Here is a 13,741-nt window from a genome sequence, read left to right as displayed (position 1 = left end):
ATAACTTCCTGTAAATATTCTCCAATAGCGGCATGGAAAGAGAGATCTTATTCCCTGTAAATGGATATGACGTCACCCAGTATCGCACTTGCAGTTTCAATTGAACCTGCACCCCTTCCGGCAACCGTGACAGTGCCTGCAAGATCGGTGCGTACTGATGCAACATTAAGTGTCCCACCAACTGCCAGTGGATGGGAAGCCGGTACAAGACGTGGCGACACCCGGAGGCGATCCTTCCTGACCTCTCCAATGAGCTTGATCACGTAGCCCTCGTCATACGCAAGAGCAAGTGATTCAGGTGTGATCTTGGTAATACCAGTGACCTCGACATCCTGGAAAGTGGCATTCTGCCCGAAGATGGAATTTGAAAGAATTACCAGCTTGCAGGCGGCATCAATGCCCTCTACGTCGTAGGTAGGATCGGTCTCAGCAATACCCAATTCCTTGGATTCAGCAAGCATCTGCTCATATGATGCTTTTTCCTCCATCATACGTGTCAGTATGTAATTGCAGGTACCATTAAGGATTCCTTCAATGCTCATGATCTCGTTACCGGCAAGTGTGCCTTTTACAAGATTGATGATAGGCATTGCACCGCCTACGGTAGCCTCGAACATGAACTTGCAGTCTGCTTCACTGGCAGCCTTCATAAGCTCCTGATATTTTAGTGTAAGAGGGCCTTTGTTAGAGGTTACGACATCTCTGCCATTCTCAAAAGCTGCAAGCATATTGACCAGTCCGGTACCACCGGTCTCAATATCAGTAGGTGTCGTCTCGATGACAAGATCATGATCGACGTTCCTGATGACGTATTCACCGGTGAGGTCTTCAATGGCCACAGTACCGGTTTCGCTTTTCCTTGCAAGAGAAGCATTAAGATCAATACCTTCGGTGTTGATCTCGGCTCCCCTTGAATCGGCTATTGCCACCACATCAAGATCGATACCAAGAGACTTCAGTTCATCATCCTTTTGCAGTATGACCTCTGCAACACCCCGTCCCACTGAACCAAATCCAATAATGGATGCGCGTACTTTTCTCATTGAAATATCACCTTTATGCAACTTCAGCCTCTATCGGCTCTATGACCAGAAGGTCTTTCTTTTCTGCTACTTCCTTTAAGACAGCCATTGCCTCATGAAGCTCTTTCCTGCCAACAGCATCTATCTTCAGAGAAGCAGATGAGCGCTTATCGATGTGAGGCATTGAAAGGCAAATATCCACAACTTCTGCAAAGCCGGTCTTGTCAATAGTATCGATCGTGTCCTGTATGTCAGTATGTACAATGTGACCTATCAGGATTACCGCACCATGTTCCATAAAGCGCTTTTCATCTACCCTGGCAACACCGATACCGTTCTCTTCAAGACGTGAAATAATAAGATCGAGGTTCTCAGGTTCCACCTCGAACACAAGCTGAACAGGAATAGTACTTCTTGGTGTTCGTTCTTCATGGTGGTGTACGATGGACTTCAGGTTACCTTTTAGCTCGGAGATCGGATTCAGAGCCAGAAGCAACTGTCCGGGAGCATCTTTTAGTTCGATATCCATTGAAACTCTCATGTGTTCCCTCTTAGTTATTTCTCATATAAATGTATTGATAAGAAAGGACCCTAGCTTTAGAATCGTAGAAAGAAGTGTTCAGGGAAACATTCTGATAATGATCAAAGGAACTTATGTCCGTTATCACCTATGATCATCAGGAATTATAATAATATTACCTCTTCCCTTCTTGAACTTCTCCACAAGTCCCCGGTTCTCAAGGTCTGAAACGATCAGGCTTACCTTTGCTTCAGAATAGCTCAGTTTTGCACGCAGGTCCTTCTGGGTGATCCGACCACCACTCGAACGTATAATATCAAGAACTTCCTGCAGGTCCGAAGGCAATGGGACCTTCCCCTCCACTTCAGAAACTTTAGGTGCTTCAGGCATATCGGAAACTTCAGAAACTTCCGGTTTCGATCCTTCTGCACCTTCCGATTCTTCTGTTTCATCAGTTTCATCTGATACAACTACTGGGGGTTCAACTTTAGTTTCCATATCTGCCAGTTTTGCCACATCATCAGCCACAGGAGGAATTTGCCCCCCTTCATCCGCCTCATTCTTTCCGTTCTTCTTTGAGAACAGGTAAAGACCGGTTCCGGCCATTAAAAGAATAATAAGACCTGCAACATAGTATAGTGTACTATCATCTGCTCCATTTTCAATTGCTTCTGAATCAGCTTCCAATGAAGTGGTAATGTTCAAAAGATCAGAGTCTTCGGTAAGATCACTATCATATGAAGGAAGAAGGATCAGGTCTATAATATAATCGCCATCATCGTTGATGGTTATAGTCTCCTGCGTAGAAGCTGTGAGCGTGTTGTTCTCATAATAACTTGCTGTTATCATGTATTCACCCGGTGCCAGGTTCATGGAATACACACCATATTTCGCCACTATGGACTGTGGCGGCGTGGTGTTCACTTCAATGATCACATTCTCCATCAGCTGGAAAGTATCCCACTCATAGATGGCACCATGAATGGTAGCTGTTCCTTCGGCACTTACCGGAACTGCTGAAAAGAGGCATGCTAAAATACATACGCTGAAAACAAATAAGGTTCTGATCATCACAGTCCAACAATATCGGACTCAACTAATATAGTTTATTGTTGTTCTCGAACCTATTTTCAGATCATTTTCATTAAAGGTCGCAATACAGAGCGCATATCGCCGGGGACCGGATATGGGAACAACAGTAAAATCGGTAGAAAAACCGACTTTAAAGTATTAATTCACAATAAAAAGCTTATTTAAGCTTAGTTTTAGTAAATAAACCATCATCACGTTTTATTACAAATATAATGCTTGAATGTGCCTGCAAATTATAAGTGGTGATTATCTGAAAGATAATATATAAAGTAAACTTATATTTAAAGATACCAAATATTGGTTTGTAAGTTAATTTGATAATAATGGAGGAATCCAGAATGAAGAGAGGAACGATGAAAGGTTTTGCAATTATTGCTGCTGTGCTGATGGTAGTCAGCTTACTTCCTATGACAGCACTTGCAGATAATGGAAATGGATTTGAGAATGCACCCGGGCAGATGAAAAAGAATGCTACCGGTGAGACGGTAGGCCTACAGGATCAGGACAGAATAAGGACACAGGACAGGACAAATATTCAGGATGCCAAGAACGACTACAACAAGATGACATCTGAGTTCCAGATGATAAAGAGAAATCAGGCAAGAGGTCAACTTACAACTGATCAAATGGTCAACGAATCTAAAGATTACCTCAATGGCACTATCGACTACATGGTACTTCGTCTTGAGAATATCAAAGATGAAGCTGAGTACACGCCAGAAGTAAACGCTACAATTAATGCGTACATCGCAGAACTCGAAGATATCAGAACAGATGTTGAGGAAGCTGAAACAAGAAAGGACCTCTCAGATGCGATGAAGGATATTAGGAAGCTCTGGAAAGATGCAATAAAGGACATTAGAAAAAGCACAAGAGAGAAAGTGAACGATGGACTTGAAAATTACCTTGAGAAATCCGATGATGTTTCCGAACGTCTACAAGAAGAAGTCGACCAAATGGAAGATGGAGAGGAAGCTGCTGAACTCCAGGAACTTCTCGATGAATACAACACTCTGATAGCTGAAGCTAAGGCACTACTGGAAGAAGGAAACCTTGAGGATGCAATCGATAAAACCAAAGACGCCAACGAGGTTCTTAAAGAGATCTTGGGTGATATGAAGGAGTCCAGAGATGGGTATGTAAGCATGACAGGCGAGGGTGCCCTCAATGCAAAGGGTGACGGCACCATCGTTCTTTCCGGTCAGCTTAACGTCACCATCAATGCAACAGATGCAATGCTTGTGATCAAGCACCTTGCAGGGGATGCAGAAATTGATGTCACCGGAGCAGAATATGATCTCGTGAATGAAGAGACAGAAGACGGATGCTGTGCCTATGTATATGATAACTTCACAGGTGACGCCCTCATTAACGGAACAAGGCTTACCGTCATGGTAAGTGGAGAAGATCTTACAGTCTTCGCAGAAGGAACCGGAAGTGCTTCACTCTCAGGAGAAGGAACATATCAGGTCGGTGAAGGTGACGAAGCAGTCGAGATGGAGTTTGCAAGTGAAGATGTAGAAATGCAAACTGAAGAGAGCGACGATGACGAAAACGGTGCAGATGACGACACCGCCGATGACGGAAACAATACAGACAACAACAGCACCGTTGATGGAAACAATACAGACAACAACAGCACCGTTGATGGAAACAATACAGACAACAACAGCACCGTTGATGGAAACAATACGGATGGGGTGCAATAATGGTCAGCTTTAAGCACATTGGAATAATCGCCGTACTTCTCATCGGACTTGCCTTCTCTGGTTGTGTAGGAGATCAGGCTGCAGACGATGAGGTTGATGCTGAGGCACCAACTGCAGACGAGATACTTGCAGAGGAAGGGGTCGGACTGACCGATTCAGAGATAGAGGATCTCGAAAGTGACCTTGACGAACTGGAAGCCACACTTTCAGAGCTTGATGAGGACGAGAACCTGACCATCGAAGAGGTCTGAACTGATTGCAGTTCAGTCTTCTTTTCTTTTCTTTCCTTTTTTTATCGTACACAAACCAATCCTGCTAGTAACATTGTCAAAAGGAACAATATTGCAAAACCCATAATTGTATAGATAGTTTTTACACCATTTCCAGAACTTCTTTTAATCATGTACATACCACCGTAATTATTTTGTTTTTGAACGAAGTGAAACTTTATAAATTTAATCCATGTATGAGAAATATATTAGGCGATGTTGAGAAGGGAGGATCACTCGATCGTACCAAACTATTTATATAGAATTATAATTCAATGGATTACAGGGTATGTGTGGATATATTAATGGTAGTTGATCCAATCAACTAAATAAACATCCACCCCAAAATGAGGTAGAAAATGAAGAATATGTTTAAGACCACATTATTGCTGGCATCCCTGACAGGACTCCTGATCGTTGTGGGTCGTCTTATTGGCGGCACTACCGGTATGTTCATAGCTTTTGCTTTTGCGATCGTCCTGAACTTCGGTAGTTACTGGTACAGTGACAAGATCGTCCTGAAGATGTATCATGCAAAAGAGGTCACAGAATCTGAAAGTCCGAAACTGTATGAGATCGTCCGCAACCTTGCAATGCGTGCAGACCTCCCAATGCCTAAAGTGTACATTGTGGAGACATCCATGCCAAATGCATTTGCAACCGGAAGAGATCCTAAACATGCAGCAGTTGCAGCCACCACAGGTATCATGAACCTGTTGACACCGGAAGAGATCGAGGGTGTACTGGCACACGAGCTTGCACATGTAAAGAACCGTGACACACTTATCAGTGCAGTTGCAGCAACTGTTGCAGGTGTAATCACAATGCTTGCAACATGGGCAAGATGGGCTGCTATCTTCGGCGGCATCGGAGGCAGGGACGACAATGGAGGAAGCAATATCGTAGGATTCATTGCACTTGCAATTGTGGCACCAATAGCTGCGACCATAATCCAGCTTGCGATCTCCCGATCACGTGAATTCGCAGCAGATGCAGAAGGAGCACGCATATCACAGAAACCATGGGCACTTGCCAGCGCGCTCTCCAAACTGGAATCCGGTACACAGAACTACCACCCACGCAGGAACGACGTACAGCCTTCCGAGAACACGGCACATATGTTCATCGTCAACCCTCTGAGAGGTAGCTCACTGATGAAACTTTTCAGGACACACCCACCCACAGAAGAAAGGATCCGTCGTTTGAACGCAATGTAAGATAATTAGAACATGAAAATATCTGCCTGGCCGGGATCGGTCAGGTGGATAACTCTTATTCCACTGGCTTCCAGCTCATTTGACAGCTTATACCTGTGACAGTTTTTCGGATTTTTCTCAGCACACATAAGGACGATATCAGAGCCGTTGCTATTGATCTCTTTCATCTTGCCGGTCAATTTTGCGAAATAGCCCCTGAACTCATTCGTTCTCATATAATCGGTATAGCTTTCTTCCCGCAAGCCTCCAAGCCCGGGACAATGAGAATAAGCAATATTATATTTCGGCAGCACGATCTCGAGGTTCTCTTTATTGAACTCTTCACGTACCGAATGCGGATAGCTGCGAATATCAACCAGGCAGGAGAGGTCATACTGTTGTAGAATATCGATAAATTCTTCCAGTGACCTGTTTCCGTAGCCAATGGTATAGCATCGGGCATCTTCATCCATCGGGATGACTGAAGGTATGTGAAGTTTATTACCTTTTCTGTATTACATTATCAGCAAAGCTTAGTTCATCGATAGAGCAAAGTGCTATTCCCCTTCGTGACGATTCCCGGATTATTTTTAAATAGATAGCTATATTAGAGGATAATGCTTATTTTAGTACATTATAGGGAGAATTTGTCATGACGCAGGATGCGGCAATTGGAAGGATCATAAAAGCTCAGACCATCAGTGATGCATGGTACCGCGGGCTCAATGTACTATGGAATCACGGTAAGGTCATTACAGATGAGAGAGGAAGCCAGATACGAGAGTTCATGAACCTGATGGTCGTGATAGATGATCCGTACAGGGACGAGATCCCTGCAGATATCGCATGGAACCATGAAAGGCTGGAAGAGTATGCAAAGCAGCTTATCACTGGTGAAAATGCACAGGATTTCGAATATACATATGGCCAGAGGCTTCGCAACTGGGACGATAAAGTCGACCAGATCGCTTATGTTATTGAAAAACTGAAAAACAACAGGACGACCCGAAGAGCTACAGCAGTCACATGGATCCCGACCGTGGACACCCATGTTGATGAAGTACCCTGTATGATAATTGATGATTTTAAGATAAGGGATGAAAAGGTCCACCTCACAACAGTATTCCGCAGCCACGACTTTGCAGGGGCTTATCCCGCTAATCTCTATGGCCTTTCAAAGCTTCTTGAATACGTTGCCGAACATGTAGGACTAGCAGCAGGAACCATCACCACCGTGAGCATCTCTGCACATATATATGACCATGACTGGGACAAGATCGAGAACATTGTAAAAGGGGTGCAGTAAATGAAAGTAACAGTTGGAAGATCCAGTGTGCATGGCGAGGTATTCGCACCACCTTCAAAGAGCTACACTCACAGGGCTATCGCCATAGCTGCCCTTTCAAGAGATGCAATCGTCCACAGACCACTGCTATCTGCAGATACACAATCCACTATCCGCGCCAGTGAGATGTTCGGTGCATACATCGAAAAGGAGGGAGAAGACCTCCTGATCAGCGGTGTGGATGGTGTTCCGGAAGTCCCCGAGGATGTAATAGATGTAGCAAATTCAGGAACCACACTTCGGTTCATGACCGCCATCTCTGCACTTACCGAGGGAACTACTGTGCTTACAGGCGATAATTCCATAAGGTCAAGACCTAATGACCCTCTTCTCAGGGTCCTGAACGACCTTGGGGTTGATGCCTATTCTACCCGTAACAATGGGTGTGCACCAATTGTGGTCACCGGCGGCCTTACAGGCGCTATTGTCAAGATTGACGGGTCCATCAGTTCACAGTTCATATCAGCATTACTGCTCGCATGCCCGCTTACAAAGAACAGTACGACCCTCTCTATCAAGGGCGAACTAAAATCCAAACCTTATATCGATGTCACACTGGATGTTATTGAAAAAGCAGGTGTTGAGATCCTCGTTGAAGACAATCACAACCCTAAGTTCATCATTCCCGGAAACCAGAGATATAACCTTCAGGAATACACCGTACCTGGTGACTTCTCATCTGCATCATATCTTCTTGCAGCCGCTGCAATGACAAACTCCAGCGTGACCGTCAAGAACCTGTTCCCTTCGATGCAGGGCGATATAGCCATCATAAACATACTGAAAGAGATGGGTGCAAATATCTACTGGGACATGGAAGCAGGAACGGTAACTGCAAGAGGTGGAGAGCTTCATGGTATCACCATGGATGCAGGTGCCACCCCGGATCTTGTGCCCACAGTTGCGGTCCTTGGTGCCATGGCAAAGGGTGAGACCATAATCGCCAATGCTGAGCATGTACGCTACAAGGAGACGGACAGGCTTCATGCAATGGCTGTGGAACTTGAGAAGATGGGAATCTTTTGCAGGGAAGAAAAGGATACCCTGACCATAAGAGGAGGGGAATTCACAGGTGCAGAAGTACATGGATGGCACGACCATCGTATCGTAATGGCCTTGACACTTGCAGGCATGGTTGCCGGTAATACCATTATCGATACCGCAGAATCCATCTTCATCTCATACCCGAACTTCTTTGATGCAATGCGTTCAATAGGCGCTGACGTTATTCTTAGTGAGCAATGAGAACGAACCATTGTTCATTTTATTCTTTTACTTTTTGAGTTGTTCCCATGATCTATGATGTTGTTGTGGTCGGAGCCGGACCTACAGGATCCACAGCTGCACGTTATGCTGCCAGATACGGTGCAAAGGTGCTCATGATCGAGGAACACTCATCTATTGGCACACCCGTGGAGTGCACCGGACTATTAAGTACACGTGCTGTAGCTGAATGTGATATTGCACCTGATGACGATTTCGTATTGAACAGTGTACGTGGTGCTTTTGTCCATTCGCCAAATGGGACCTGTCTTCCCATAGACGGCAGGAAGACAAAGGCATATGTCGTTTCCAGAAAGATGTTTGACCGAACCCTTGTTTCAATGGCAGTGGATTCCGGTGCAGAACTGATGCTAAAGGGACGTGTGACCGGGCTTCAGGAGAAGGACGGCATGCAGGTCCTTTCAGTAATGCATATGGGAAGAACCATAAACATAAAAGTGAGGGTTGTCATCGGAGCAGACGGCGTAAAGAGCAATGTCGCCAGATATGCAGGCCTGGGAAGAGTTGACAGGATCCTGTCAGGAGTACAGATAGAAGCACCCTACCGATCAAAAGACGATGATTTTGTAGAGCTGTTCGTTGGATCGAATGCACCTGGTTTTTTTGCATGGACCGTACCTGTCAGTGAGGATATATCAAGAATAGGACTTGCTGTTGAACCTGGAAATGAGCAAAATGCAATAAACTACCTCAAAGGAGTTATTTCTTCGAACCCTCAGCTTTCCACTGGCCACTCCAGATGTATGCTTGACCTTGTGGTGGGTGGAATACCTATCGGCCCTCTTAAACGAACCTACAAGGATGGCATACTCATTGCAGGAGATGCTGCAGGACAGGTAAAACCAACTTCAGGAGGCGGCATCTACACAGGAGCTGCCTGTGCGAAGATCGCAGGTGAAGTTGCAGCAAAAGCAGTACTTGATGGCGATGTTTCCGGAGAGAGGCTCAGTTCATACGAAAAACGATGGCAGGCCGAACTTGGCCGTGAACTTGGTATCGGAATGAAGATACATGATTTCGTCGGCGGACTAACCGATGATCAGCTGGATGACCTGATAACATCGATGAACAATCCTGCGATACTTGAAATGATCACAAAATATGGGGATATGGATCATCCCTCAATATTGATCAGAAAGTTGTTGAATCCAATGAATTCAAGGCATTTGATAGGCGTGTGCAGAGCTTTTGCAAAAGCAGTACTATGACCTTTTTTGTGTAGTGACTTTTTTACTTTTCAGTATATGCTGACACCTTTGACACCTTGAAGATTCAGGATGTCACTAACAAGTTCACCGGGGATCTTTGAGTCGGTGATGATGGTCAGTTTTGCTTCATTATTAAAATGCGGATCATCCGATACTGCCTGCCTGATGCTGAGACCGTGATCGGAAATTACCTTCGAAACATTAGAAAGGATACCTATATTTGCAGCATCTTCCGGCGTGATTATAATAACACCAAGGCCCAGGGACGGAGCAACATCACGAAGGAATGGTATTGATTTTACATTCTGGAAAATATTAGTCAGAAGTTCGTCTGTGAGAATGGTATCTGTAGTAGCATCGACCACCCTGCGATCTACGCCTGCTTCTTTTGCCAGTTGTGTATGAGGGATCTCAATTGAACCGGATGTCACTTTTCCTTCATCATTCACCTGAAATCCACGTTCAAAAAGGATCTTTATGACCTTTTGCTGTGCAGGATGCTTTTCGAACTTTTTGAGTACTGTGCTCCACATGTTTACCATCTTGTTTCCCAAATTATAAAGATTTAAGCTCTGATTCATACAAAAAAGCAGTTAATAAATGTTCCGTTGCTACATGGACTCCAAAAACTATAGAATATTCCTTCCAAATTATTTTGAGGGTAAAAAAGAAAGACATTTTAAGGATAAAGTATTACAGGAATAAAATCAAAGAGAAAACTCAATCAGATGATGATGTTTTTTACAGGCAGGTTCCTATTCAAAAAACGGACTGTTCTTAAACCGTTTTGTCACTAAGAAATATAAAGGACCTGTAAATGGCTTAAACTACAAAGTTTCACAGTCGATTACGTTCAAGGAGGTATTTTATGAATATATACAAAACTTATGAGGATCTTCCAAAGGTCAAGCTCCCAAAGGGGCAGGAAGTAAGCATAAGTGACAGTACCATTCGTGATGGGGCACAGATGCCAGGTATTGTCTTAAAGGCAGATCACAAATTCAGGATATACGAGTTTCTGCATCAGATAGGAATTGAAAAACTGGAAACATTCGTCTACAATGAGCGTGACAGGAACGCTATTAAGATGATGTTCGACAGGGGCTATGAATCACCTGAGATCACCGGATGGGCAAGAGCCGTACCTGCAGATATAGACATGGTCCTGGATATTGAGGATATCGAAGAGACAGGAATATTGATGTCAGTCTCTGATGCACATATCCTGGATAAGATGGGACTCCCCAGCAGGGAAGCAGCAGAAGAGAAGTACCTGAACACACTACAGTATGCAGTGGATCATGGTCTTCGTACCCGTGCACATATTGAGGATATGACACGAGCTGACAATACTCATTTTGTATATCCGCTTATCGAAAAGATACTTGAGATCGATCCGGATTGTACGATCCGTCTTTGTGATACAATTGGTTTTGGAGTTCCATTTATAGATGTGGATGAACCATTCGGCATACCTGAGATGGTGAAACACTTAAAAGAAGACCTTAATGCAAAGAACATTGAGACACATTGCCACGATGATTTTGGTCTGGCAGTTGCCAACTCTATCGCAGGATACTGGCACGGTGCAAACTGGTCCAATGTAACTTTCCTCGGTATTGGTGAAAGGGCCGGAAATGCGGAGATGGAGAAGTTGTTGCTGTTCCTTAGCCGTCGTGTTGAAGGTTTTGACAAATATAACCTTGAATGCCTTGCAGAGTTTGGAAAGTTCATGCAGACGGAAATCGGGATCAGGATCCCAAGGAACAAGTCTGTCGTAGGGAAAAATGTTTTTGCTCACGAATCAGGCATCCACACTGCAGGCGTCATCAAGAACCCATTCACCTACGAACCATATCCACCGGAGATCGTAGGTGGAAAGAGGGCTTTCCTTATAGGCGATTCATCAGGTATCGAAGTACTTCGTTTCAAAGTACAGGACACACTGAACGACCTTATGGGAGTTCAGATAACCGTCGAAAAGAACGACCCACGTCTGAGGTCTATCCAGAGCGACATACATGAACTGTATGACAAGGAAAAGCGTGTTTCCTGTATCTCTGATGAAGAGATACAGGCATACGTCGAGAAGTATTTCCTCTTCGAGCCTATCGTCGAAAAGAACATGGGAAGAAAAACGATCTAAAGCTTGTCCGCTTTTTAGCGGATAAGTATACCTTTTTTTTAAGATCGGCAATATTGAATTTTTAGGTAATCTCAGTATTGAATTGCTCTTTTTTTCACAGGAACCTTATCAAGAAAGAGCTTTGTTGAAGAACAAGATCACCCATCGTTCGAATTGACAATAACATCTTCCCCCAGGATCTTTCTTTGTGTTTCACGTTTTGAGCTTTCAAAGCGCTCTTGCATTGCGGGTTTCTTGCTGCCGACCCATTTATCCATTATCACACAAGTTACGAGATCACCTGTGACGTTCACGGATGTGCGACTCATATCAAGGATCCTGTCCACCCCGATAATAAGTGCTATACCTGCAGTTGGTATCCCAACACTGCTCAGTATCATGGCAAGTATCACTATCCCAACTCCCGGTGTAGAAGGAGTACCGATCGAAGCACCTACTACGGTGATCATGACCAGCAGAAGAGCACCAAAACCAAGTTCCACACCAAACACCTGCGCGAGGAAAACTGCTGCTATACTCTGGTAAAGAGCTGTACCATTCATGTTTATAGTTGCACCCAGTGGAATGACAAATTGGGAAATGGAAGGTCTTACACCTAACTTTTCCTCGGCGGTCTTGATGGACAAAGGCATGACTACAGCAGAACTGGATGTTGAGAATGCAAGTAATAATACATCCCTTACAGATCCCAGGAAATCAATAGGACCTTTTCTTAAAATTATGAAAACTGTCAGCAGGTAAACGGCAAGTAGCGATAAAAGCCCTAAAAATACAGTTCCCACATAGACCAGCATTCCCAGAAGTGCATCGATCCCGAGATTCAACGTGAACTTGCTTATAAGACCAAAAACAGCTAGCGGTGCAAGCAACATGCTCCATCGCACAACTGTCATGCTAACTTCCTGAAGTGAACCCAGAAGGTCAAGCAGGGGTTTTGATTGTGTGGGAGACATCGAAACCAGGGCCAGACCTATTATAATTGAGAAGACCACCACCTGAAGCATTTGTCCGGTAGCTAGTGATCCAAGCGGATTAGTAGGCAGGATGGTAGTGACCATTCCAGGAACATCTGCAATACCAGGAGTTGTGACAGCACCTTCGTTGACCTCAGGGATTTCCGACCCCATTGTCCCCTGAACCAGGTCGCTGCTGATATAATTACCCGGACCTATCACTAAAGCAAGGCTAAGACCGATCAGTATGGCAATTGCTGTGGTTGCGAGAAAATATCCAACCGTACGCAACCCGATCATTTTGAGTTGCTCCATGTCCTCACCGGCAGCAATACCCCGGATAATAGATGCAAAAACAAGAGGAACAACTATCATCTGCAACAGTGCCAGAAAAATATAACCCGGTAATGCCAGCCATTCGCCGATGGTATATGAAACATCCTGACCCACCAATCCGGTCGATGGTCCAAGTACCAGACCGGTGATGATTCCAAGGAACATTCCAAGAAGTATCTTGAGCCATAGCCTGCCTTTAACCAATGATTGCAGCTGGAAGCTCAGATATTTCAATGAACGAGGATGAATGAGGGAAAGTGGCTCGGGAATACGATATCTGTTTGGCATGATCACGAATTGAATTACGAGTTCTTTGGATTGAAGTGATAATTAGATGTACAAACAGCGACCTGTCTTTTTACAGGTCCCTATAATAATAGTCGTTCTGTACGATTTAAAGTCTTTGAACGAAACTTATATTGGATTTTCTTCGAAGGAATTCGAGGGTTCGAATCCGACCCCCCGCATAGTAAGTCGGGGATATAGGTAAGTCTATTTTTTTGTACGCTAGATTTTTGTAAAGCTAGAATTCTTGTGTAAAATAAATATAATCTATGCCTAAAATTAGTAACAATTGTTACTAATCCAGTTTCCAAAAAAAAAATATAAGTACTTTGAAAAACCACATTTAAATATAGAATAAATTTTGTAGATATCTTCT

General features: G+C 44.1%; 13 protein-coding genes. 7 read left to right on the top strand and 6 right to left on the bottom strand.

Annotated elements, in window-relative coordinates; genetic code table 11:
- Positions 1–47: 47 nt before the first annotated feature.
- The 3 genes from BMX02_RS02480 to BMX02_RS02470 all read right to left on the bottom strand — a co-directional run bounded on the left by BMX02_RS02480 (position 48) and on the right by BMX02_RS02470 (position 2,613).
- Positions 48–1,043 (bottom strand): homoserine dehydrogenase, encoded by a 996-nt coding sequence (locus BMX02_RS02480; RefSeq protein ID WP_091688736.1) that lies wholly within the window; start codon positions 1,041–1,043, stop codon positions 48–50.
- 13 nt (positions 1,044–1,056) lie between these two features.
- The gene (locus BMX02_RS02475) at positions 1,057–1,563 is read right to left on the bottom strand and encodes an amino acid-binding protein (protein ID WP_091688734.1); all 507 of its coding nucleotides are present in this window, start codon (positions 1,561–1,563) and stop codon (positions 1,057–1,059) included.
- 123 nt (positions 1,564–1,686) lie between these two features.
- Positions 1,687–2,613 (bottom strand): helix-turn-helix transcriptional regulator, encoded by a 927-nt coding sequence (locus tag BMX02_RS02470; protein ID WP_091688733.1) that lies wholly within the window; start codon positions 2,611–2,613, stop codon positions 1,687–1,689.
- Positions 2,614–2,972: 359 nt separating this feature from the next.
- On the opposite strand from BMX02_RS02470, the gene BMX02_RS02465 reads away from it, so the two are divergent.
- The 3 genes from BMX02_RS02465 (at position 2,973) to htpX (ending at position 5,829) form a co-directional block, all read left to right on the top strand.
- Entirely contained in the window at positions 2,973–4,343 is a 1,371-nt protein-coding gene (locus BMX02_RS02465; protein WP_091688732.1) for a hypothetical protein, read from the top strand.
- Positions 4,343–4,594 carry a hypothetical protein gene (locus BMX02_RS02460; protein WP_091688730.1) on the top strand — a complete coding sequence of 84 codons (252 nt, stop codon included), beginning with the start codon at positions 4,343–4,345 and terminating at the stop codon, positions 4,592–4,594. The genes BMX02_RS02465 and BMX02_RS02460 overlap by 1 nt, the downstream gene beginning before the upstream one ends.
- 377 nt (positions 4,595–4,971) lie before the next feature.
- The gene (gene htpX / locus BMX02_RS02455; RefSeq protein ID WP_091688729.1) at positions 4,972–5,829 is read left to right on the top strand and encodes a zinc metalloprotease HtpX; all 858 of its coding nucleotides are present in this window, start codon (positions 4,972–4,974) and stop codon (positions 5,827–5,829) included.
- Between the two features lie 5 nt (positions 5,830–5,834).
- Here htpX and BMX02_RS02450 read toward each other — a convergent pair whose 3' ends face one another.
- Positions 5,835–6,281 (bottom strand): DUF488 domain-containing protein, encoded by a 447-nt coding sequence (locus BMX02_RS02450; RefSeq protein WP_091688728.1) that lies wholly within the window; start codon positions 6,279–6,281, stop codon positions 5,835–5,837.
- Positions 6,282–6,460: 179 nt separating this feature from the next.
- On the opposite strand from BMX02_RS02450, the gene BMX02_RS02445 reads away from it, so the two are divergent.
- The 3 genes from BMX02_RS02445 to BMX02_RS02435 are packed head-to-tail and all read left to right on the top strand — an operon-like array spanning position 6,461 to position 9,645.
- Positions 6,461–7,114, top strand: coding sequence for a thymidylate synthase (locus tag BMX02_RS02445; RefSeq protein WP_091688726.1), 654 nt, complete (start codon positions 6,461–6,463; stop codon positions 7,112–7,114).
- Positions 7,115–8,398 carry a 3-phosphoshikimate 1-carboxyvinyltransferase gene (aroA, locus tag BMX02_RS02440; RefSeq protein WP_091688725.1) on the top strand — a complete coding sequence of 428 codons (1,284 nt, stop codon included), beginning with the start codon at positions 7,115–7,117 and terminating at the stop codon, positions 8,396–8,398.
- A gap of 47 nt (positions 8,399–8,445) precedes the next feature.
- Positions 8,446–9,645 carry a geranylgeranyl reductase family protein gene (locus BMX02_RS02435; protein WP_091688723.1) on the top strand — a complete coding sequence of 400 codons (1,200 nt, stop codon included), beginning with the start codon at positions 8,446–8,448 and terminating at the stop codon, positions 9,643–9,645.
- 29 nt (positions 9,646–9,674) lie between these two features.
- Here BMX02_RS02435 and BMX02_RS02430 read toward each other — a convergent pair whose 3' ends face one another.
- The gene (locus BMX02_RS02430; protein ID WP_091689101.1) at positions 9,675–10,178 is read right to left on the bottom strand and encodes a TrpY family transcription regulator; all 504 of its coding nucleotides are present in this window, start codon (positions 10,176–10,178) and stop codon (positions 9,675–9,677) included.
- Positions 10,179–10,513: 335 nt separating this feature from the next.
- Here BMX02_RS02430 and BMX02_RS02425 point away from each other — a divergent pair, with 335 nt between their 5' ends.
- A complete protein-coding gene (locus tag BMX02_RS02425) occupies positions 10,514–11,791 on the top strand; it encodes a homocitrate synthase/isopropylmalate synthase family protein (RefSeq protein ID WP_091688721.1) in 1,278 nt (425 codons plus the stop codon).
- A 137-nt stretch (positions 11,792–11,928) separates the two neighbouring features.
- Here the strand turns inward: BMX02_RS02425 and BMX02_RS02420 are convergent, their stop codons facing one another.
- Positions 11,929–13,368, bottom strand: coding sequence for a dicarboxylate/amino acid:cation symporter (locus BMX02_RS02420; protein WP_091688720.1), 1,440 nt, complete (start codon positions 13,366–13,368; stop codon positions 11,929–11,931).
- Positions 13,369–13,741 lie beyond the last annotated feature (373 nt).

The organism is Methanococcoides vulcani, from assembly GCF_900111645.1.
GTDB lineage: Archaea > Halobacteriota > Methanosarcinia > Methanosarcinales > Methanosarcinaceae > Methanococcoides > Methanococcoides vulcani.
Note: the sequence above shows the minus strand (reverse complement) of the source record. Positions and strands in the feature narration are given on the sequence as shown.